General features: G+C 69.1%; 17 protein-coding genes, 1 tRNA gene, 1 pseudogene and 1 CRISPR repeat array. Of the genes and pseudogenes, 4 read left to right on the plus strand and 15 right to left on the minus strand.

What is annotated here, in order from left to right; all coding sequences use genetic code 11:
• Positions 1-12: 12 nt before the first annotated feature.
• Both grpE and dnaK read right to left on the minus strand, forming a co-directional pair.
• A complete protein-coding gene (gene grpE / locus OG896_RS17220) occupies positions 13-732 on the minus strand; it encodes a nucleotide exchange factor GrpE (RefSeq protein WP_329366425.1) in 720 nt (239 codons plus the stop codon).
• On the minus strand, positions 729-2,612 hold the full coding sequence (gene dnaK / locus OG896_RS17225) for a molecular chaperone DnaK (RefSeq protein WP_329366427.1): 1,884 nt from the start codon (positions 2,610-2,612) through the stop codon (positions 729-731). The genes grpE and dnaK overlap by 4 nt, the downstream gene beginning before the upstream one ends.
• Positions 2,613-3,055: 443 nt before the next feature.
• Between dnaK and OG896_RS17230 the strand changes: the two genes are divergently transcribed.
• Positions 3,056-5,314, plus strand: coding sequence for a (Fe-S)-binding protein (locus tag OG896_RS17230; protein ID WP_329366429.1), 2,259 nt, complete (start codon positions 3,056-3,058; stop codon positions 5,312-5,314).
• A gap of 126 nt (positions 5,315-5,440) precedes the next feature.
• On the opposite strand, the gene OG896_RS17235 is transcribed toward OG896_RS17230, so the two are convergent.
• A complete protein-coding gene (locus tag OG896_RS17235) occupies positions 5,441-6,304 on the minus strand; it encodes a DsbA family protein (RefSeq protein WP_329366431.1) in 864 nt (287 codons plus the stop codon).
• Positions 6,305-6,446: 142 nt separating this feature from the next.
• Between OG896_RS17235 and OG896_RS17240 the strand changes: the two genes are divergently transcribed.
• Positions 6,447-7,472, plus strand: a complete 1,026-nt coding sequence (locus OG896_RS17240) for a Yip1 family protein (protein WP_443057070.1) — start codon at positions 6,447-6,449, stop codon at positions 7,470-7,472.
• A gap of 132 nt (positions 7,473-7,604) precedes the next feature.
• Positions 7,605-8,048: a DUF2000 domain-containing protein gene (locus OG896_RS17245; protein WP_329366435.1), complete on the plus strand. Its 444-nt coding sequence runs from the start codon at positions 7,605-7,607 to the stop codon at positions 8,046-8,048.
• An 18-nt stretch (positions 8,049-8,066) separates the two neighbouring features.
• Here the strand turns inward: OG896_RS17245 and dcd are convergent, their stop codons facing one another.
• Positions 8,067-8,642, minus strand: coding sequence for a dCTP deaminase (gene dcd / locus OG896_RS17250; protein ID WP_328467284.1), 576 nt, complete (start codon positions 8,640-8,642; stop codon positions 8,067-8,069).
• 488 nt (positions 8,643-9,130) lie between these two features.
• Between dcd and OG896_RS17255 the strand changes: the two genes are divergently transcribed.
• A tRNA-Gly gene (locus tag OG896_RS17255) sits at positions 9,131-9,204 on the plus strand.
• Between the two features lie 94 nt (positions 9,205-9,298).
• Here OG896_RS17255 and OG896_RS17260 read toward each other — a convergent pair.
• The 11 genes and pseudogenes from OG896_RS17260 to OG896_RS17310 form a co-directional block, all read right to left on the minus strand.
• Positions 9,299-10,450: a hypothetical protein gene (locus OG896_RS17260; RefSeq protein ID WP_329366438.1), complete on the minus strand. Its 1,152-nt coding sequence runs from the start codon at positions 10,448-10,450 to the stop codon at positions 9,299-9,301.
• A gap of 106 nt (positions 10,451-10,556) precedes the next feature.
• A complete protein-coding gene (locus tag OG896_RS40420) occupies positions 10,557-10,823 on the minus strand; it encodes a hypothetical protein (protein ID WP_443057071.1) in 267 nt (88 codons plus the stop codon).
• Between the two features lie 247 nt (positions 10,824-11,070).
• Positions 11,071-11,527: direct repeats of the CRISPR family, unit length 29 nt; unit sequence GGGTCCATCCCCGCGGGTGCGGGGAGCAG.
• A 500-nt stretch (positions 11,528-12,027) separates the two neighbouring features.
• Complete coding sequence (locus OG896_RS17270) at positions 12,028-12,714, minus strand: hypothetical protein (protein ID WP_329366440.1); 687 nt, start codon at positions 12,712-12,714, stop codon at positions 12,028-12,030.
• 1,834 nt (positions 12,715-14,548) lie between these two features.
• Entirely contained in the window at positions 14,549-14,917 is a 369-nt protein-coding gene (gene cas2e, locus OG896_RS17275) for a type I-E CRISPR-associated endoribonuclease Cas2e (protein WP_329366442.1), read from the minus strand.
• Positions 14,914-15,753, minus strand: a pseudogene (cas1e, locus tag OG896_RS17280) (type I-E CRISPR-associated endonuclease Cas1e); the annotation flags it as partial. The pseudogene cas1e and the gene cas2e, both read right to left, overlap by 4 nt.
• 9 nt (positions 15,754-15,762) lie before the next feature.
• Positions 15,763-16,440, minus strand: coding sequence for a type I-E CRISPR-associated protein Cas6/Cse3/CasE (gene cas6e, locus OG896_RS17285; protein WP_329366443.1), 678 nt, complete (start codon positions 16,438-16,440; stop codon positions 15,763-15,765).
• A 53-nt stretch (positions 16,441-16,493) separates the two neighbouring features.
• A complete protein-coding gene (cas5e, locus tag OG896_RS17290) occupies positions 16,494-17,381 on the minus strand; it encodes a type I-E CRISPR-associated protein Cas5/CasD (protein WP_329366445.1) in 888 nt (295 codons plus the stop codon).
• Positions 17,378-18,727, minus strand: coding sequence for a type I-E CRISPR-associated protein Cas7/Cse4/CasC (locus tag OG896_RS17295; RefSeq protein WP_329366447.1), 1,350 nt, complete (start codon positions 18,725-18,727; stop codon positions 17,378-17,380). The genes cas5e and OG896_RS17295 overlap by 4 nt, the downstream gene beginning before the upstream one ends.
• Entirely contained in the window at positions 18,724-19,305 is a 582-nt protein-coding gene (casB, locus tag OG896_RS17300; RefSeq protein ID WP_329366449.1) for a type I-E CRISPR-associated protein Cse2/CasB, read from the minus strand. Before casB ends, OG896_RS17295 begins: the two co-directional genes overlap by 4 nt.
• Positions 19,298-20,884, minus strand: coding sequence for a type I-E CRISPR-associated protein Cse1/CasA (locus OG896_RS17305; RefSeq protein ID WP_329366450.1), 1,587 nt, complete (start codon positions 20,882-20,884; stop codon positions 19,298-19,300). Before OG896_RS17305 ends, casB begins: the two co-directional genes overlap by 8 nt.
• Before the next feature lie 210 nt (positions 20,885-21,094).
• A complete protein-coding gene (locus OG896_RS17310; RefSeq protein ID WP_329366452.1) occupies positions 21,095-21,274 on the minus strand; it encodes a hypothetical protein in 180 nt (59 codons plus the stop codon).
• Between the last annotated feature and the right edge of the window lie 123 nt (positions 21,275-21,397).

A 21,397-nucleotide genomic window follows, 5' to 3' on the forward strand; every position in this document is an offset into this window, starting at 1 on the left:
CGTCCCGCTCCGTCAGCCCTTGGACGGGCCACCGGTCTCCTCGTCGTCGTCCGCCTTCCGGTCGGCCCGGTCGGCCTGGTCGGCCGGCTCGTCCGACTCGGACTGCTCGTCCTTGCCGTGGGCGCCCGGCTGGGGCTCGGCGACCGCGACCCGGGCCGGCCGCAGATTGCGCTCCCCGATGCGGTACCCCGGCTGGAGGATCTGCACGCATGTCGTCTGTGTGACATCAGGCGAATAGCTGTGCATCAGCGCCTCGTGCACCAGCGGGTCGAAGGGCTCGCCCTCCTTGCCGAACTGCTGCAGGCCCAGCTTCGCGGCGACCGTCTCCAGCGACTCGGCGACCGACTTGAAGCCGCCCACCAGTTCGCCGTGTTCCCGCGCCCGGCCGATGTCATCGAGCACCGGGAGCAGTTCGGTCAGCAGGTTGGCGACCGCGACCTCCTTGACGGCGACGCGGTCCCGCTCCACCCGGCGGCGGTAGTTCTGGTACTCGGCCTGGAGGCGCTGGAGGTCGGCGGTGCGCTCGCCGAGCGCGGTGCGCACCTGGTCCAACTGCGCCTTGACGGCCGTCAGCTCCTGGGAGGTCGCGTCGTCCCCGGCCCCGGACACCGGGCCCGCCTTACCGGCGGTCCCGTTGCCCGAGCCGGACTTACCCGCCTTGCCGGACTCCGGCTTGTCGGCGGCGTCGGAGGGGACGTCGGGCTCCTCGAAGCCCTTCGGCTCCTCCGTCACGCGGCACCATCCCTCTTGTTCTCGTCGTCGACGATCTCGGCGTCCACGACGTCGTCGTCCGCGGCCTGGGCCGAGTCGTCGGCCGGACCGGCGCCCGCACCGGCACCCGCGGTCGCCGCGCCGCCCTCGGCCTGCGCGTTGGCGTACAGCGCCTGGCCGAGCTTCTGGCTGGTGGCCGCGACCTTCTCGGTGGCCTCGCGGATCGACGCGGTGTTGCCGTCGTCGGACGACTCGTTCTTCAGCTTCTCCTTGAGGTCGGCGACCGCGGTCTCGACCTCGGACTTCACGTCCTCGGGAAGCTTGTCCTTGTTGTCCGCGATGAACTTCTCGGTCTGGTAGACGAGCTGCTCACCCTGGTTGCGGGTCTCGGCGGCCTCGCGGCGCTTGTGGTCCTCGTCCGCGTACTGCTCGGCCTCCTGGCGCATCCGGTCGACCTCGTCCTTGGGCAGCGAGGAGCCACCCGTGACGGTCATCCGCTGCTCCTTGCCGGTGCCGAGGTCCTTCGCGCCCACGTGCATGATGCCGTTGGCGTCGATGTCGAAGGTGACCTCGATCTGGGGCATCCCGCGCGGGGCCGGCGGCAGACCGGTCAGCTCGAACATGCCGAGCTTCTTGTTGTACGCCGCGATCTCGCGCTCGCCCTGGTAGACCTGGATCTGCACCGACGGCTGGTTGTCCTCGGCGGTGGTGAAGATCTCCGAACGCTTGGTCGGGATCGTGGTGTTCCGCTCGATCAGCTTGGTCATGATGCCGCCCTTGGTCTCGATGCCGAGGGACAGCGGGGTGACGTCGAGCAGCAGGACGTCCTTGACCTCGCCCTTGAGGACACCGGCCTGGAGGGACGCGCCGATGGCGACGACCTCGTCCGGGTTGACGCCCTTGTTGGCCTCCTTGCCACCGGTCAGCTCGCGCACCAGCTCCGCGACGGCGGGCATACGGGTCGAGCCGCCGACCAGGACCACGTGGTCGATCTCGGACAGCTGGATGCCGGCGTCCTTGATCACGTTGTGGAACGGGGTCTTGCAGCGCTCCAGCAGGTCGGAGGTGAGCTGCTGGAACTGCGCCCGGGTCAGCTTCTCGTCCAGGTGCAGCGGGCCCTCGGCGGACGCCGTGATGTAGGGCAGGTTGATCGAGGTCTCGGTCGACGAGGACAGCTCGATCTTCGCCTTCTCCGCGGCCTCGCGCAGCCGCTGGAGCGCCATCTTGTCCTTGCCCAGGTCCACGCCGTGGCCGGACTGGAACTGCTTGACCAGGTAGTCCACCACGCGCTGGTCCCAGTCGTCACCACCGAGGTGGTTGTCGCCGTTGGTGGCCTTGACCTCCACCACGCCGTCGCCGATCTCCAGCAGGGACACGTCGAAGGTGCCGCCGCCGAGGTCGAAGACGAGGATCGTCTGGTCGTCCTTGTCCAGGCCGTACGCCAGCGCGGCGGCGGTCGGCTCGTTGACGATGCGCAGCACGTTCAGACCGGCGATCTCGCCGGCCTCCTTGGTGGCCTGCCGCTCGGAGTCGTTGAAGTACGCGGGGACGGTGATCACCGCGTCGGTGACCTTCTCGCCCAGGTACGACTCCGCGTCCCGCTTCAGCTTCTGCAGGATGAAGGCGCTCATCTGCTGCGGGTTGAAGTCCTTGCCGTCCAGGTTGATCCGCCAGTCGGTGCCCATGTGGCGCTTGACCGAGCGGACGGTCCTGTCCACGTTGGTGACGGCCTGGCGCTTGGCCACCTCGCCGACGAGCACCTCGCCGTTCTTGGCGAAGGCGACGACGGACGGCGTGGTCCTGGCGCCCTCTGCGTTGGTGATGACGGTGGGCTCGCCGCCTTCGAGAACGCTGACGACGGAGTTAGTCGTGCCCAGGTCGATGCCGACCGCACGTGCCATGGTTAATCCTCCAACAACTGACTTGAGTGCAACTGGCTCAACAGTGCACGACAACGAGCCCGCTGTCAATTGACATGAGTCGAGGCGACTCAACTTAACGGCGCGTGTCTGACGCACTACCCGAGCGACGCCCACCCGACCACCGGCGCCGCCCCTCACCTGTCTCACGGATGGGCACCCTGCGTAGTTCCCCGGCCACGCCTGAACCGCCGCAATTCACCCGATCGGCGGCAGATCCGCCCCGCGGACACCCCCGCTCCGCTCCGCGAGCGCCCCCACCCCCACCCAGCGGGCGCCCGCTCCGCCCCGCGGGTACCCCCGTCGCGACGCAGATCACCAGCAGGGCGGCTTTATGGGCCCGGAATTCCCGGGTAACCTCAGCCGAGACCGGAGTAAGTTACCGCTTAGTACGTTTTTGCTCGCAGCAGGCCCGAGGAGCCCTCATGCAGCTCGCCGCGATCATCGTGTCGCTGGTCCTCACGGCGGTCGGCGTCGCCCTGATCGGCCTCGCCGTCGCGCAGATCTACCGGTTCGTCAAGCTCGGGACGCCCGTCCCCGCGGGCAGCCGCACCAACGACCCGGTCGCGCGCACGAAGACGCTGGCCAAGGAGTTCGTCGGCCACACCCGGATGAACAAGTGGGGCCCGATCGGCGTCGCCCACTGGTTCGTGGCGGTCGGCTTCCTCACCTTGGGCCTGACCATCCTCAACGCCTACGGACAGCTCTTCAAGGCCGACTGGATTCTCCCGGTGATCGGCACCTGGCTGCCGTACGAGGTGTACATCGAGTTCATCACGCTCTTCACCACCCTGGGCATCCTGGTGCTCATCGCGGTCCGGCTGATGAACCTGCCCTCCCGCGCCGGACGCAAGTCGCGGTTCGCCGGATCGACCGCCTGGCAGGCGTACTTCGTCGAGTACGTGGTGCTTGTCATCGGCCTGGCCATCCTGATGCTGCGCGGCCTGGAGGGCGCCCTGCACGGCGTCGACCACTACGAAGCCGCGTACTGGGTGTCGTACCCCCTGGTGGCGGGCCTGCGCGGGCTGAGCACCCACACCCTGCAGAACACCGTGTACCTGGTCGCGATGATCAAGCTCGGCGTCACCATGATCTGGGCGATCACCCTGGGCCTGAACACCTCGATGGGCGTGGCCTGGCACCGCTTCCTCGCCTTCTTCAACATCTGGTTCAAGCGCAACGCCGACGGCCCGGTGGCCCTGGGCGCGCTCCAGCCGATGACCAGCGGCGGCGTGCCGATCGACTTCGAGGACCCGGGCGAGGACGACGTGTTCGGCGTCTCCCAGGTCGAGCAGTTCTCCTGGAAGGGCATCCTCGACTTCTCCACCTGCACCGAGTGCGGCCGCTGCCAGTCGCAGTGCCCGGCCTGGAACACCGGCAAGCCGCTGTCGCCGAAGCTGCTGATCATGAGCCTGCGCGACCACGCCCACGCCAAGGCGCCCTACCTGCTGGCAGGCGGCGGCAAGTCCGCGGAGGGCGAGGAGAAGGCGACCGAGGAGCAGCTCGCCGGGGTGCCGGCCGCCGCCCTCGCCGAGGCCGAACGCCCGCTGATCGGCACCCTGGAGGAGAACGGGGTCATCGACCCCGACGTGCTGTGGTCCTGCACCACCTGCGGCGCCTGCGTCGAGCAGTGCCCGGTCGACATCGAGCACGTCGACCACATCGTGGACATGCGCCGCTACCAGGTGATGATCGAGTCGGCCTTCCCCAGCGAGGCCGGCACGATGCTGAAGAACCTGGAGAAGAAGGGCAACCCCTGGGGCCTGCCGAAGAAGCAGCGGCTCGCCTGGGTCAAGGAGGTCGACTTCGAGGTGCCGGTCGTCGGCGAGGACGTCGAGGACCTGACCGAGGTCGAGTACCTGTACTGGGTCGGCTGCGCGGGCTCGCTGGAGGACCGCGCCAAGAAGACCACCAAGGCGTTCGCCGAGCTGCTGCACATCGCGGGCGTGAAGTTCGCCATCATGGGCGGCGACGAGAACTGCACCGGCGACTCGGCCCGCCGCCTGGGCAACGAGTTCCTCTTCCAGCAGCTCGGCCAGGAGAACGTCGCCATGCTCAACATGGCGTTCGGCGAGGAGCTCGACGACGACGGCAAGGTGGTCCCCACCTCCCGCAAGCCGCGCGCCTCGAAGAAGATCGTCGCCACCTGCCCGCACTGCTTCAACACCATCGCCAACGAGTACCCGCAGCTCGGCGGCGAGTACGAGGTCATCCACCACACCCAGTTGCTCCAGCACCTGGTGGACGACGGGAAGCTGGTCCCGGTCACGCCCGTCGAGGGCCTGATCACCTACCACGACCCCTGCTACCTCGGCCGGCACAACAAGGTCTACACACCGCCGCGCGAGATCATCGCCAAGGTGCCCGGGCTGCGCAACGAGGAGATGCACCGCCACAAGGAGCGCGGCTTCTGCTGCGGCGCGGGCGGCGCGCGGATGTGGATGGAGGAGCGGATCGGCAAGCGCATCAACAACGAGCGCGTCGACGAGGCGCTGTCCCTGAACCCGGACATCGTCTCCACCGCCTGCCCGTTCTGCCTGGTGATGCTCACGGACTCGGTCAACGGGAAGAAGAACGACGGCAAGGCGAAGGAGTCGCTGCAGGTCGTGGATGTCGCGCAGTTGCTGCTCGACTCGGTGCGGACGCCGGCGGCGGTGCCGGCGGAGGCGACCACGACGGGCTGAGCCGCACGGACGGTGCGGGGCCCGGACGTCACCGGGCCCCGGACGTCACCAGCGGCCGGCGGCCGGCGCGCGGTGGCCGGCGCGCGGCGTGCGGCGTGCAGTAGCCGGCCGCCGGGTGGTAGTCCCTCAGGACACCCCGTGGTCGGCCAGCATCTTCTTGAAGTCCGCCGTCTTGAAGATCCCGCTGTCGTCCGACACCTTGTCGCCGTCGATCTTCACCATCGGGGTGCCGGCCGCCCCGCTCTTGTCGAACGCGTTCTCCGAGGCGCTGACGAAGCTCGCGTACTTCTGGTCGCGCACCGCCGCGTCGAAGGTGGTGCTGCGCAACCCCGGCACCCGGCCGGCGAGTTGGAGCAGGTAGTCCACGGTGAAGCCGTCGGTCTGCTCGTCGGGCTGGTACTGGTAGACCAGCGTGTGCAGCGCCGCGAAGCCGCTGCCGTCCGCCGACGCGTCCAACGCCGCGCGCAGCGCGTTCACCGTCCGCTTCGAGCCGCCCCCGCCGCGCTGGTCGAGGAACGACGCGAACGTGTACTGCACGCGGATCTTGCCCGCCACCTCCAGCGCCTGGACCTGGGCCGCGTTCGCCTGCTCGAACTGCTCGCAGATCGGGCAGCGCGGGTCCTCGAAGACGGTGAGGGTGTGCGCCGCGGAGGGGTCACCGACGGTGATGGTGGTGCCGTCCGCCTCCAGGCGGGCCGGGATCGCGTGCCCGGCGTCGGCGGGGGCGCCGGTGCCGGTCGCCGTCGGTGCCGAAGGGGTCGCGGGCGCGCTCGTACGGGAGTCCGGGAGGTGGGAGCCGTAGCCGGGGTCCGTGCCGGTGGAGCAGGCGGCCAGCGGCAGCGCGAGGGCGAGAACGGCGGTGGCGACCAGGGCGGCCCTGCGGCGGGCGGGGAAGGGGGTGAGAGGGGTGCGCATCACCCGAACGGCCCTGGTCCGCGCGCCCTCGTCCGCGGCTTCCGCTCCGATGATCCCAGCGGCGTTCTTCTTCATCGTCGACTTCCCCACACCCGGTCCAGCCCGTCACCCGTTGCCGCCCGGCAGGCTACCGGGCGTGTCACAGGTTGGCAGCAATGGGCCGCCCGCGCACAGAGGGCCGTCCCCGCATCCGGAAGTAGCGGGTACGTTCGAAGGCGTGGCAGGTTTCAAGGGACGACGGGGCGAGGGCGGGCAGCGGGGCGGGGCGCGGTCGGCGCGGTACCGGCCGCCCGGGCCCGGCGCGGCGCCGCAGCAGCCGCAGGGGCACCCGCGGGCGTACGGCGGGGGATACGGCGGGGGCGGCGGAGGCGGCTACCCCGACGGCGCGCCCGGCGCGGGTGCGCCGCACGGCGGGCCCGACCAGCCCGGTTACTACGACCACCGCGGCGCCCCGGCCCCCTCGTACGACGACTCCCCCGGCAGCACCCGCGCGTTCACCGTGGGCAACGACGCGCGGTACGCCGACCCGTACGCGGAGCAGGCGTACGACGGCGGGTCGTACGACCGTGGTTCCTACGACGGCGGGTCCTACGACCGCGGTTCCTACGGCAGCGGGTACGACGGCGGTTACGGCGGCGCGCCCTACGGCGATGACAACGTGGCCACGTACCGGGCCGGCCAGGCGAGCGCGCCGCCGGTCGCCCCGCGGCTGCACTGGAAGGAACTGCTGAGCGGGATCGTGCTGCGGCCGGGCCGTACGTTCTGGCAGATGCGCGACCACACGGTGTGGGGCCCGGCCCTCATCGTGACCTTCATCTACGGGCTGCTCGCCGTCTTCGGCTTCGACGCGGCCCGCAGCGACGTGCTCAACTCCACGCTGACCGCGAGCGTGCCGTGGGTGCTGACCACCGCGGTCATGGTCGTGCTGTGCGGGCTGACGCTCGGCGCCGTCACCAACACGCTCGCCCGCCAGCTCGGCGGGGACGGCGCCTGGGCGCCCACCATCGGCCTGGCGATGCTGGTGAGTTCGCTCACGGACGCACCGCGCCTGCTGTTCGCGCTGTTCCTCGGCGGCGGCAACGGGTTCGTGCAGCTGCTCGGTTGGGCGACGTGGATCGCGTGCGGGGCGCTGCTGACGTCGATGGTGGCGAAGTCGCACGATCTGCCGTGGCTCAAGGCGCTCGGGGCGTCGTCGATACAGCTGGTGGCGCTGCTGATGTTGTTCAAGCTGCCGCTGATCTGAGGGGTGGGCCGGGGGGCGCGGCCGGTGCGCGCGGGCGGGGTGGCCCGGGGCGCGGGGCCGGGTCGGCGCCGATCCGCGGGATCGGTCAGGAACGTACAAGATCCGGGGCCGGCCGGGCGTGAGGCTGGGTGCATGAGCACCGAGAACGACATCGCACCCGAACCGTTCCGCTTCGACACGAAGATCGCCGTACTCCTGCGGGACGACCTGGAGACCTGGCAGCGGCTGAACACGACCGCCTTCCTCGTCAGCGGGCTCGGCTCGCAGGTGCCCGAGGTGGTCGGCGAGCCGTACGAGGACGCCGACGGCACGCCGTACTTGCCGATGTTCCGGCAGCCGGTCCTGGTCTTCGAGGGCGACAAGCAGACCTTGACCACCGCGCACGCCCGGGCGCTGTCCCGCGCGCTGCCGCGGTCGGTCTTCACCGCGGACCTCTTCAGCACCGGCAACGACCACGACAACCGGGCCGCGGTCCGAGCGGTGCCGCGGGACGGGCTCGATCTGGTGGGGCTGGCGGTGTACGGGCCGAAGAACGCGGTGGACAAGGTGCTGAAGGGTGCGCGGATGCACCCCTGAGGGCCTTCGAGGCGTTGGCTAGACCTGCGTGCGGTGGAAGTTGAGGAACGAGCGGGAGGGCGTGGGGCCGCGCTGGCCCTGGTAGCGCGAACCGTAGCGGGCGGACCCGTACGGGAACTCCGCGGGGGACGACAGCCGGAACAGGCAGAGCTGCCCGATCTTCATCCCGGGCCACAACTTGATCGGCAGCGTCGCCATGTTCGACAGTTCGAGCGTCACGTGGCCGGAGAACCCGGGGTCGATGAAGCCGGCCGTCGAGTGCGTGAGCAGCCCCAGCCGCCCGAGGCTCGACTTCCCCTCCAGCCGCGACGCGATGTCGTCGGGGAGCGAGATCACCTCGTACGTCGAGGCGAGCACGAACTCCCCCGGGTGCAGGATGAACGCGTCGTCGCCCTCCGGCTCCACCAGCCGGGTCAGGTCGGGCTGTTCCACCGCGGGGTCGATGTGCGGGTAGCGGTGGTTCTCGAACACCCGGAAGAACCGGTCCAACCGCACGTCGATACTCGACGGCTGCACCATCGCCGCGTCGAACGGGTCCACCCGCACCCGCCCGTTGTCGATCTCGGCCCGGATGTCCTTGTCTGAGAGAAGCACCCCCCGAGACTAGCCGAACCCGATCACGCGTCCCGGCGCCCCGCACCCCGCGGGGCCGTCACGGCACCGCCATGGCGCCTCGCGGCACCGAGCGACGGGGCGCACCGGGACGCGTGGCCCTACTTCCCGCTCACTTCCCCGTGCTCCCGTGCAGCTCGTCCACCGGCACCGCATGCCGCAGCCGCGCGCACTTCGGACACCTCAACAGCCGCCCAGGCCCCAACCGCTCGGCTCCGAGATGCTGCATCGGAAACGACGCCGTACTGAACACATGTCCCTCCGCACACCGAACAACCGTGCGCTCCATGTAGCCCCTTCCCCAACTCCGCGTGGCCGACAAACCCACACATTAGGGGATTCCCCCGCCCCACCCGGCTCCACCACACCGACCCCCAACCTACCCCTCCCCCACCCCCCGACCCCGCCCCGTCCGCCTCCCACCATGGGGTACAGTAGCCTCGCAGCGTCTTCCCAAAGCCGCTCACCTTGCGGATGTAGTTTAATGGTAGAACATGAGCTTCCCAAGCTCAGAGCGCGGGTTCGATTCCCGTCATCCGCTCCACAAATAAGCCCCAGCTCACCGAGTTGGGGCTTTGCCGTTGCCCAGACCAATTACGGTTCCGCGTGCCATTGCTGTGCCACAACGGTGCCGACACTCACTCCTCCGTCCCCGGTTCAGTGGCGGCCTCGCTGTCGTCGTCCGCCGCGTAGACGTGGACGAAGCGTCCCTCGTTGAAGGGCTTGAACCAGTCGTTGATGCCCATGGGAGCGATTCCCATGTGGGCGAAAGCAGGGTCTTCGTCGATTCCGTCCGCGGCAGGCTGGTAAAGCCATTCGTGGTCCATGTCCTCGTAGACCTCATCGGCGAGGATTTCGAGGGCTCGGCGTACGTCGTCGTCGAGGAGTCCGTACAGGTCGGCTGTCACCTCGGCTTCGGTCAGGAGGAGGCGCATGAGCAACTCCTCGGCGACACAGGTCAACGGTCCGAAATTCGGCTGTGTAAGGCGGGCGGTCATGCAGACGGCCGTGGTGACCAGTCGGCGTACGAACAGCACGTCGTACTTGAGGACGTACCGCTCGGGCAGACCGTCGAGGACCATGAACACCTCGTCGCTCTCGGCGACGTTCGGCCCGTCGTTCTCCAGCCGGCCGAGATCGGCGAACAGCTCGTCCACGAGGAGGTGAATGCCGTAGACGAGGGTGCCGGCCGCGATCTCGGCTGCCTCCTGGGTAACGAGCGGCCCATAGCCCTCCTCGTCCTCGTCTTCCTTGTCCTCGGTGAATCCGAAGGAGTCGAGAGGGAAGGCATGCAGTTGAGTGCCCATGGCGCGCAGCTTGCTGCGCATCGCTTTCACTTCCGCCTCGTCGAGCTTCCCCGACTCCGGCCCGGTCAGTGCCTCGCGATGCCGACGCGCCCGCTCGGCAGGGTCGGAGGGCGGTGCGTCCGGCCCGTCCGCTGCGTCGAGGCCCTGCTGTGCAATACCTTCATGCAACTCGACCTCGCACCGAGCGATGGTCCACTCCGCAAGCAGTTCGGTGCGTTCAAGGATGTCCGTCATCACTGCATGGACGGCTTCCTCAGCGATTTCCAGCGTGGGCGCGTCCACGAACACCTTCACGATCGCACCACCGGGATGGACGGCGATCACACGGTCGAGGACGTCGACCTCCAGATCGTCCGGTCCTTCGATCGCGTCGAGCTGGTCCAGGTATTTGCCCAACAGGTTGATCACGCCCTCGCGCTGTAGCGCGTCCAGTTCGGGGGCGCCTTCGGGGACCTCCGCGTCCACCGTCACCACATACGTCATGCGGCCGATCGTGCCGGACTGCGAATCGGCACGGCCAGGTTCACGCCAACACGGCGACCTCGGCAGGAGAACCTGCTACGACCGCCGTGCGGCGGCACGCACCCAATCACGCTTGCCGGGCATCCCCTCCGGACTGCTTGCCGCCAGCGCGTCGGTCACGGACATGGGCATCGATGTCCTCGGCCAGCCGTCGCTGATGCTCCAGCGTCGAGTGCTGGTAGATGAGTTGGGCCTTCTGCGAGGACTGGCCGGCGCGGACCATGAGGTCCTTGAATTTGGCGCCGGTGTCAGCGGCGAGGGTGTTGCCGGTGTGCCGCAGGTCGTAGAAGCGAAACTCGGCGGCAAGCCGGCGGCGGCACGAGCCCTGCGCCACCTACGACCGAACGTCGAGCGTCGGAACGGCGCACCGCGCTCGCCGACGAACAGCAACCCGTCCGGCTCCTTCGCCGCGAACCACTCCAGGTGCCGCCGTACGTCCACGGCGAGGAACCCCGGCAGCACCACGACGCGCTTCCCGGCCCGCGACTTCGGGTCGCCCACCGCCCTTCGGCCCCCGTGGTGAGTTCGGGTGCGGCGCGGCTGATCCGCAGCTCCACCGCGCCGTGCTCGAAGGCGACATCGGGTCCATCCCCGCGGGTGCGGGGAGCAGGTCTTCCGGGCACGTGCCACGCCAGGTGAGCCGGGTCCATCCCCCGCGGGTGCGGGGAGCAGACGGTCGCCCAAGTGCCTTCGCCGACTTCGGTGGGTCCATCCCCGCGGGTGCGGGGAGCAGGCCGCTGCCGCCACCACCGCGATGTCCGTGACGGGTCCATCCACGCGGGTGCGGGGAGCAGGACGGCGCCAGCCCCGCGGTCGTACGCGACGCGGGTCCATCCCCGCGGGTGCGGGGAGCAGCCGGAGGCCGGCTGCCCCTCGCCCTGGTTGTAGGGTCCATCCCCGCGGGTGCGGGGAGCAGTAGAGGTCGGGCAGGTCCTTGATCCGGCAGATGGGTCCATCCCCGCGGGTGCGGGGAGCAGCTGCTCGACCTCGGCGAGCGTGTCCTCGCCACGGGTCCATCCCCGCGGGTGCGGGGAGCAGGCTTACTGACCTGCGGGTTTTCGGGAGGGTGGACCTGCCCTGAACCAACTGCAGAGAAAGCGACATTTGGGGCACCGAATGGGCGGGGGCGACCGGCAACTCCCTACCACACAGAGTAGGTCGTGCGATGGCCCACCGCTCCCGGCCACCTCGCAAAGCGAGTAAACGCGTGGGTTCGACGCAGCGGCTCCACGACCGCAAGGGCGCGAGCGTCACACCGCACCACCGCTGCACCATTTCCAGCGGTATGCCGCGGGCACCCGCAGTCACACACCACCCCGCGGTCATGAAGCACCCGACGGTCACCGAGCTACCAGACCAGCACAGACGCCGGCAAGACCCCCGCGATTCCCAAGCTCAGAGCGCGGGTTCAAATCCCGTCATCCGCTCCATAAAGAAGCCCCAGCTCACCGAGTTGGGGCTTTGTCGTTGCCCAGACCAATTACGGGGCCGCGTGCCACTGGCGTGCCATAGCGGGCTGGTACCGCTTCCGACAACGCTCACAACGTCAGCTTCTCCCACGCAATCCCATCCGGTCGGGTCGCCGAATCGCGCGTGAAGGCCGCGAAAACGCTCAAAGCCCGCTCACGCTCCTGGAGCACGCAGCGGTAGTGCCGTCCGGACGAGTCATCCCGGAACTCGACCGCGTGGCCCCCCGCAGCGACTCCCGCATGAGCGCCTATTCCGACCTGTACATATCGTCCTGCTGGGTCTTCAAGGATCACGAACCAGTTCTCCGCCGACAGCCTGCGCACAGCCCGCTCGACGGTCTCCGGGTCCGGGTCGCTGACCGGCAGGCCGACACATGATTGCAGTTCCAACGCTCCTGCGGCCCGGAGAGAAGGGGGGAGGTGCACAACGCCGGCCTGCGGGTCGAAGCAGACCAACCCATGCTCCCCGGCCAGTTCGACAACCCGGGTGGCCACCTCTCCCGCCCGGCTCCATTGGACCGGCATCAGAACGAAGCCGTCACCGACATCCAGACCCGCCGACCACGGCGACGCCTCGTCCGTGATGCCATCGGCCTCCGGGAACTCGGCTACCAGTGCGGCGTGGAAACCCCGCACCGCCTCGACCGGCATGACGACCTCAGCCTCGCCCGCGCACAGTCGCCGAAGCGTCTGCTCTGCCGCAGCACGGGATGGGCGGAGTTCCTCGCTCCACACTGCGAGGTCAAAGCTCACCATGCCCTCCTGTCAACGCATCGACTTCAAGGAAGCGGTGATCCTATGCGGCCATGCTGACAGTCGGCCTTGGCTTCCCCGCCTGGCCGTTCACGATCAGATGATGTGCAGCGAGAAGCAGTACCAGGCAGCCTCGCCCCTGAATCGACCTGTGCCCTCCGAAAGCGCGCCAACGCCGCCGGCGAGCCCATGTGGTTCTCCAACTCCACCCTCGCCCCCGGGTTGTCCTACCTCCAGATCCGCGACCGCCTCACCGACGCCGCACCCACCACCGCCGCGGGCCCAGGCATCCGTCGAACCGACCCGTGGACCCAGGCCATCGCCGCCGCGGAACGTATCCCCCACCAGCTGGACGGCACCGACGACTCCGCCTCCCAAGCCCACATCGCTGCCTTCGCCGAAGCCCTCGACGCCCTCCCCCTCCACACCCCAGCCAACCTGCGACCCCAACTCCGCCAAGCAGCCCTCGCCTTCGAACGCGCCAGCCGCTACCCGCACCGCCGCCGACCATCACCACGCCCGCGCCCTGCGAGGAGCCATCCGCACCATCGCCCGCCAGCCCGCCACCAGCGACGGCACCGGCCTCGCGATGTTCCTGGACGCCGCGATCCTCGCCGTGATCACCATCCAGCGCTGGCACTCCGCCCGCCACCACGACCGCCAACGCCAGCAGTGCCGCGGCCGCCGGCGCCGCCCACCGAAGCGTCGCCGCCGCTACACCACTGGCCGCCCTCACCCACCGCGCCCCTGCACAGCCGGCCGCAGATCGCCACGCCCAGCGCATACACCAGACCATCCCCACCCACGCCGAACAGATCCTGTCCGACCCTGCCTGGCCACCACCCTCACCGACGCCGAAACCGCCGGCCACGACCCCAGCCGGCTCCTTCAACTGGCCGCCGACCAACGCGCCCTCACCGACGCCCGCTCACCCGCCCAAGTCCTCACCTGGCGCCTCCACCGCCTGGCCCAACGCTCCGCACCGAGCCCGCTGGCCCGAGCCGCGATGTCCCGCAGCACCGCTGGCACCCGCCGGACTCGGCCTGCACCCACCGAGCAACCGGCGGCACACCCGCCCAATCGGGACCCCGCCAGCGTGAGCGACGTCAACCACGGACGTCGGCCGCGTTGAACCCACGCTTGCGTTCCAGGACCACGACCGGGCAATGCAGAGCGTCGGCGATCTTCATCAGATTGGCGGGCGTGGCATTACACCAACCCGTGCAGCCCACGCTCCACGTCCTGGGTCCATCCCCGCGGGCGCGAGGAGCGGTGTCTTCACCGCGGTCTCGAACGCGTCCTGGCGGGTCCATCCCCGCGGGGGCGGGGAGCGGTGTCCGGCGGCCGCCAGGCGCTCGCCGATGTCTGGTCCATCCCCGCGGGGGCGGGGAGCGGTCTCTGTGAGCTGCGGTTTTATCAAGGGGCGGCGCTTGTTTCAGCAAGGATGAGAGAAAAGCACACACGGGATAAAAGGGACCACACGGACTCAGTTGTCCACGTGACAGGCTACGCGGACGCCCTGCGGCATTCCTGGTGCCCCATCGGGGCTCCGCGCTGGATGTGGCTCCCGGCTGCTGCTCACGCCTGCCGCTGCGCTGCGAACGAGTGGATATCCCGCACGCAGGGGCGGCAGTTCGGGGTGTACTGATCGTCAGGTAGGTGGGGAAGTTCCAGTCGCATGGTTCTTGCAGCAGTTGGACAATCTCGTTGGGTTGCGACCCCTCGGGCGGAAGGGGCGCCCCTGTCGGAGCGGCGGTGCGCAGATTCCGGGTCCGCAGTACCCCGGTCGGTACGGCACGCGGAGCGCCGGCCGATGGCCGTCCCCGCAGGCCGCGGACTACGGCGCCCGGTTCCCGAAGCGGCGGCGCTTGGACGCCTTGCTCCAGCCGACGGCCGGGGAGGAGTGCTCCGGGGCACGGCGGCCCGAGGGGCGATCGGCCGGACGGAAGATGAGGGTCAGGCCCTCGTGGTCGACCGGGTGCCATTTGTGGTCGTGGGTCTTGAAGGAGTATCTCTGCTCGGAGTTGTCCGCGTAGGCGAGCAGCGCACGGCCGTTGCCGGCGTACTGGCGGACCTCGTCCCACAGCGCGTCGCGTATGCGGGCGGAGGGGTTGCCCAGGAAGACGCCCGGGGAGATCTCCAGGAGCCAGCGGGTGAGGAAGCCTCTCAGCCCGAGGGGGCAGTGTGTGAGGACAACGACCGTCACCAGATCACACCGTCCCGCGCCAAGGCGTCCTGCGTGCTGCTGTCCTGAGCCGAGATGGCGTCCTCATCCGAGGTGGCGTCCTGACCACCTTCGGCGTCACCGTAGTTGCGGCCGGCCGCCACCTCGGCGCCGCGGTCGGACAGCAGGGGCACATGATCACCGTCGCCGCGCGTGCCGACGCCTGCCGGGGCGAGCAGGGTCTGGATGTCGCGCACGCACCGGTCGAGCAGCCCGGTGCTGTTGATCCGGTCGCGCAACGCCCGCCGAGTACGAGGGCCGATGTCCTCGGGGCCCTCCGCGGCGACCTCGAAGGCGAGCGGGATGCCAATGTCGGTCTTGTAGAAGTCGGCCACGTCGAGGACGAAGGACAGCTCGTGGCCCGAGTGCACGAAACCGAGCCCCGGGCTACACCCCAACGCGGCCACCACCGTCTGGGCAATGCCGTACATGCACTGAGCGGCAGCGGTGATCGCCTGGTTGGGTGCGTCACCGCTGCCGAAGTCGCCTGGGGTAAAGCGTCGTCCGCGCCACGGGACCCCCGTACGAGCCGACTCCCGCGCGTAGCAGCGCTTGACGCGGTCGCCTTCGCGGCCCAGCAGTTGGCGCCGCGTGCAGCCGGCCGGGTCCTCGTCGGGAAAGCCCAGCCGGTACATGGCCCGCGCGACATCCAGCCGGGTGCGCTGGTTCGCCCAGGCCACCGCCTGGGCTTCGACCAGCGCGGAAGAACGGGTCAACGCCCGGCCGCCGGCGTAGAACCGTACGCCTTTCTCGCCGACCCAGACCACGACGGCGCCGCTCTCACCCAGCACCGCCATGGCCTGGTTCGTCCCTTCCGTGGCGGCCCTTCATCGCACCAGGATCAGCCCGCAACTGTAGGCGCGGGCGTGGCCGATACCGCGCGTGAGGGCTGCGACGAACACCTCGGAATCCGTGATGGTGAGAGTTCCCTTGATTTCGGCGCGGGCGATGCGCAGGCCCTTGTGCGCGGTGGTGCTGGAGATTTTCGGGAGGACACGGAGGCCCAGGCGCTCGGTGTCGACGTCGGCGCCGATGCGGGTCACTCCGTCGGGGGCAACGGCCGGCTCGCCGAGGGGTTGGAGGCGGCGGGTGAACCAGGTCTTGATGTGGTCAGGGCGGTTGTGGGCGACACGGGTGCCGCGGACCTTCGCAGACGGCGAACTGTCGGGCTGGGGCCGGCTGTGGACGGGGTTGACGACCGTGCGGAAGGCGAGTTCTTCGCCGACGCGGAAGGTGCGGTCGATGGTGAGTGTGTGCGGTTTCTCGGCAAGTGCGGCTCGGGGAATGGGGCTCCAGTCACCGGGAACGCCGGACTGCACGACCAGGGAGAGCTGTGCTTTCCGGAGGTCGACAGTCCACGTCGACAGGACACCCATCTGGGAGCGGGCGTCGCTGCTGCCCTCTTCGACCCAGCCCCGGAAGCCGCTCATGACGGTCCGATGCATGTCCTGGGCGTCGAGCAGGGATTTGGTGACGAAGGGGTGCCGCGCGTCCAGGGTGAGCAAGGTGTGCGTGGTGACGAACCTCGCTCCGGGACCGACGCCGGGGGTTGTGGTGGTCACGGGATGATGTCCCATTCGCTGGCGTGCGGGGCGATGGTGATGCGGTGACGGGTCTCCCATCGGAGGCCGTGCTCGGGGCCGTCCGCGTCGAACCGTACCGGCTGGTCCTGGACGGGTCCGACGCCGGGGAGCGGCTGTGGGCTCTCGATCCAGGCCCAGGTGCGGGTGCCTGCCGACGGAGTGGACGGCGCGCCGGCGGCGGGAAGAAGGGACCTCGTCTCGAACACGTCCTTCAAGACTCCCGATACGACGCCAAGAGCCAACTGCCCAGTCGGCGGGCAGGATTTGCGGCCGAGCCAGAGCAGGCGCTTGGGGTGCTCCAGAGCGTGGGCAACTCCTTCAAGGAGCGTGCGGTCGGCGTGCTGGAGTCCGACGAGGAAGGTGGCGTCGGCGAGATACCAGCGTTCGGTGACCATGGGATGGCGGCGAACCTCCGCCGACACCAGGGTTCCCGAAACCGGATCGGCCGCAATCCTCTTGGGAGCCCCGTACCAGCTCTCCAACGCTTGACGCCCGAAGGGCTCAACCGTCGAATGGCCGGAGCCGGAACGTATGTCCTCCACGGCGCCCATGGCAGCTTCCATCGCCGCCGCCCGGCGGTGGTCGGTGGCGAGGTCGCGCGGCCGGACCGGATACTTTCCGCCGCCCACGGTGTGGAAGTCGCGCAGCGGAACTCCGGGATGGTCCGCGCGGACGCCGAACAGCGTCGCCGCAAGCTCGCCCAGTGGCGTGTCACGATCCAGGCCGAGCGCCGCCGCACACAGGCCGATCACACCTGACTTGGTGGGACGGGGGTGGGTGTCGCGACGCGCGAACCGGCTGGCCACCCCCCAGGACTGCACGGGCCCGGCCAGCCGGATGAGCAGGACGTGCGTCTCGGTCATGGCGTGAGGTCCTCGATCTTCTCCACCACCTCAGCGGACAGGGACAGTTGCGGCTCCCTCAGGACCTCGTCGACCTGAGGGTCGTAGGTGAGGACTCGTGCCGTACGGAGATCCTCCCGGCGCTTGCTGACGAAGGCGTGGTGGCGCAGGAGCCTGCGGACGGCCGCCGGACCCGCCGGACCTTCACCACCGGCGTTCACGGGTGCCTCGTCGACGGGGAGTTGGAAGGCGGCCGCGTAGTTGTAGGGGCGTTCGCCTTCGAAGGCCAGGACCAGGGCGGGCAGTGAGCCCGTGGAAGCGGTGGAGTTCTTCTTGGCCTCAGGGAATGCTTCCACGAAGGCGTTGACGAATTCCTTCTCCGCGTCCGCGGCGGCTTCCTCCGCCTCGCTCTCCGGCATTCCGGCCGCTCGCAGGTTGGTGCGGAGCTGGATGCGGTCGAGGACCGCGTGCCGGTAGAAGGTTCCGGAGATGAGCGACTGGTATCCCGTCATGCCTGCGCCGGCATCGTCCGCGGCGTCAAGGAAGTTAAGGGCGTTCCGCTTGCGGTCGAGCTTCGCGTCGTCGGCCGCCGCGTAGAAGTCGTCGATCTGCTCCGCCTCGTGAACGGTGAAGGCGTGGCTGCTCTGTACAGCCCCGTCGACGTTCGGCGAGTCGGCGATCTCGGCGAGGAAACGTCCGTAGAGAGCGATGTCGACCGCGTCGCGCGGGGCGATCGCGAGGAGGACGGCGTCGCGGGTGGCTTTGGGCAGCGGCGGGAGCGTCGTAGCGGCGGCTTCCGTCGGGCCCTGCTCCTCCGGCGGCAGTGCGTCTTCCTTCGGCTTGGCTCCGCGTCGGGACTTCTTCGCCGCCTCCGCCTGGGCTTGGGCCTGAAGGTAAGTCTCTCGCCATTCCCTGAGGTCGTCGGCGTGTTCGGCGATGTGAGCGGCAATTCTCACGCCCGTGTCCTCGGGCGCGAAGATCAGGACCTTCGTCAGGTTGGCCACGGTCTTCTTCTTCGGGTCGCCGAACTTCAGACCGCTGGCCTCGATGATCGCCCGCGCAGTGACGAGCGCTTCGTCCTTGGCCCAGCCGTGCTCGGACTCCAGTGCCTGACCGGCGAGGAGCGCCCACTCCCGCGTCCTGATACCCATGCTCCGGTGGGCGAGAGCGCCGAGACCGGCGTTGGCGCGGATGCGTGCGTGGACCCGCTCGGCGCGCCTGCGCGCTTGGCTGGTGATCATGTGCCGCTCAGCCCCGCCGTACACGAGGCTTTTGGGTTGTCCGTTTTCATCCCTTACCGGCAGTACCGCGACGAGTGTCTCCAGCAGGTGCAGGGAAAGGAACTGGCTTCGTCGGGCCTCGGTCACGTGGTCGCGTCCTTTCGGGTCGTCTGTTTGGTCTGTGCTGCCCGACTCCGCGTGACCGGAGTGTGAAACTCGACCGACCACTGGTAGGCGATACGTGCCTTCCGGTCGTTCCAGCGGATCAGGTCCTCGGTGAGCTGGGCCCAGGAAGGCGGCGCCTGATCACACGACCGGAGACGTGTGATCGCGTGCTGAAGGTGACGCCAGGGGATGCGGCGGCTGGCGACCACCCGGTCCAGCAGGCGCTGTGCCCCCGGGTTGTCCGGACCGCGACCCGTACCGTCTCCGATCCGGCGTGCCGCGGCGCCCAGACTGCCGTAGCCGTACGAGGGCACCGGGCGGCCTTGGTGGTAGATCGCGAAGAGGAAGGCCACCTTCTCGAAGATCTCGCGGTGCTTGTCGCCGCCGTACCAGCCGGCTCGGATGTGGGCATTGGTCGGTTCCTTCGCGCGGCGCAGATCGGCGAGCGTGCCGTACTCGCGATTGCGGACGAGCGTGGTGAGCCACGCGGTCAGGGCCGCGCTGTCGTGCGGGAAGACGCCAGGGGCGAGGGGATCGTCGACGCTGCTGTCTTCAGTCATGTGCGGTCTCCCCTCGTAGTTCGGCGGGCGCCTTGTCGCTGTTCATGTCGTCCTCGAAGCGCTGCTGGGCTCGGGCCCGCGCGCGGTTTCCCCGGTCGTTGGGCGGCAGGGAGTCGAGACGGTGGGCCAGGTGGGCACGCGCCGCCTTCATCAAGGTGCAGGCGTAGTCGACCAGAGGGGCCGAGACCGGATCGTCGTCGTCCACCGCTCCCGCGTCGATCACCTCGTCGAGCAGGCTGTAGAAGGGCACGGAGGCAGCAGGCCAGAACTCCCACCGGCCGTCGAAGCGGGCCAACTGCGCGCTGCCGTCCGCTGCGCGCATGGCCGGATACGCCGTTTCCGAGGCGATCACGGCCGCGCGTCTGAGGCTGTCGGCGATGTACTCGGCAATCTTGGAACCGCGGTACGAGGCGCGGTGCAGGTGCCTGGTCAGGGCAGGAGCGAACGGATAGGTGCCCTGCGTCCAGGCAACAGGCAGAGTCTTGTTGGCGAGGAGTCCTACCGCCCACATCTGGTAAGGAGCGCCGGGGCCTTTCCGCTCGTGGGGCAAGGCTCGCAGACGGGCGTACATACCTGTCGGGGCTTCCATCACCGCGCCGTACAACGCGTGCGCGTCTCGCCACTGCGCTCTGCTGGGGGATGGCCGCAGCGGCTTGCGGCCGGCGGTCGTGTCCACGTACGCGGCGTCCTGGAGATCGCGTTCTGGGTCGAGTTCGAGGACTTCGCCGGCGCCGATGAGTACACGGTCGACCATGGCCTGACCGTGCGCTCCGCGAGCAGGGTGCAGAAGCACTGACCGGCCGAGAGCGCTGTGTAGGTCGGCGGAATTCTCCGGTGTCCTGGGCTTCGCCTTCACCGCGAAAGTCCGGCGTTCGATGGAGCCGCTGGTCCACGACGTGTTGAAGGACTCGCCTGTGCCCTCGGACGGGTAGAGGTTGAGCCGCAGTGTCTCGCCCAGGGTCCGGCCCAGGGCCACGACGCGAATCCGCCCCAACAGCCGCCCGGCCGCCAGGTTCGTGACAGTGGCACCGAGATTCTTGCCGGATATGCGTGCACGACCGTACGGGGCGTACACGTGCTGCGTGAGCATGGCGCGGAACGCGTCGGCGGCGGGCAGGGTGTCACCTCGTTCGAGGTGGTGATGGTCGAAGTGCTGGCTGTAGTCGCCGACGTGCTCGATCACCAACTGGGCTGGCCCGGTGCCGCTTTCAGGCATCTCCGGTGCGAGATTACGGTTCTGGCCGAGCGGGGCGTCGGGACTGAACAGGTCCCACTCCTGGTCCGGCTGGATGGTCAGCCAGTCGGACGCACCGCTGAGACTGTGCTCGGCGACGTTCCACGCCCGCCACTCCTCGTCGGACGAGGGGCAGGTCTTCGACGCGAAGCAGATGGCCATCAGGTACTCGATGACGGCGACGGTCTCGCCCGGAGTCGTGCAGTTGATGGTGCTGAGCGCGTCGGCCTCCGCGAGGAGGGCACACAGCGAGTGATGAGCCACGGCACCGTCGAGCGTGACCGTCGGGATGCACGGCTGGTATCTGGGGTCCCAGCGGGGCCGCTGCTCTGCGAGATCGTCCATAAGCACTTCGGGCAAGCCTGGGTATCGCTTCCTGGTAAAGCCGACGGGCCAAGCGGTGACGCTGCGGTACGACGGGAACGCTAACAGTTGCAGCAGCGCGAGATACGGGATTCGCCATTAGTCTGCCGCCCGACGTATCCGGGACGGCAGACCGACAACCCCGCTCTCGCGGGGAGGCTCGAACAGCGCCACTTCGGCTGTTGGGTTCCGCTACTTCGGTCGGCGCATCTTCATGAGGATGGCCAGGGTCGAGCGGGCGTCACGGCGGCGCTCGGAGGTGCGGGCCAGTACCGAGGTGAGGGCGACGGCGGCCAGAATCCCTCCGTAGAGAAAACTGGCAGTTGCCGTCAAAGCGGCGGCATCGTGGAACAGTCCGTAGAGCGCGGACACAGCGAGAGTCCTTCCGTCGGAGACCACGGGGGCCTCTCGGTCGATGGACGAAGCTTGCGACGGCCAGATGTTGCCGCGCATACGGCTCCCCGGCGGTCGTCGACATAGCCGCAGGTCAGCTGA

The sequence above is a fragment of the Streptomyces sp. NBC_00669 genome (assembly GCF_036226785.1).
Lineage (GTDB): Bacteria > Actinomycetota > Actinomycetes > Streptomycetales > Streptomycetaceae > Actinacidiphila.

Bases quoted from the DNA above. Each gene is read 5' to 3' on its own strand.
- casB (WP_329366449.1), bottom strand. From the start codon at position 19,305: ATGACTGAAGACAGCAGCGTCGACGATCCCCTCGCCCCTGGCGTCTTC.
- cas5e (WP_329366445.1), bottom strand. From the start codon at position 17,381: ATGACCGAGACGCACGTCCTGCTCATCCGGCTGGCCGGGCCCGTGCAG.
- OG896_RS17270 (WP_329366440.1), bottom strand. From the start codon at position 12,714: ATGGTGAGCTTTGACCTCGCAGTGTGGAGCGAGGAACTCCGCCCATCC.
- OG896_RS17235 (WP_329366431.1), bottom strand. From the start codon at position 6,304: ATGAAGAAGAACGCCGCTGGGATCATCGGAGCGGAAGCCGCGGACGAG.
- OG896_RS17260 (WP_329366438.1), bottom strand. From the start codon at position 10,450: ATGACGTATGTGGTGACGGTGGACGCGGAGGTCCCCGAAGGCGCCCCC.
- OG896_RS17245 (WP_329366435.1), top strand. From the start codon at position 7,605: ATGAGCACCGAGAACGACATCGCACCCGAACCGTTCCGCTTCGACACG.
- OG896_RS17230 (WP_329366429.1), top strand. From the start codon at position 3,056: ATGCAGCTCGCCGCGATCATCGTGTCGCTGGTCCTCACGGCGGTCGGC.
- OG896_RS17305 (WP_329366450.1), bottom strand. From the start codon at position 20,884: ATGGACGATCTCGCAGAGCAGCGGCCCCGCTGGGACCCCAGATACCAG.
- dnaK (WP_329366427.1), bottom strand. From the start codon at position 2,612: ATGGCACGTGCGGTCGGCATCGACCTGGGCACGACTAACTCCGTCGTC.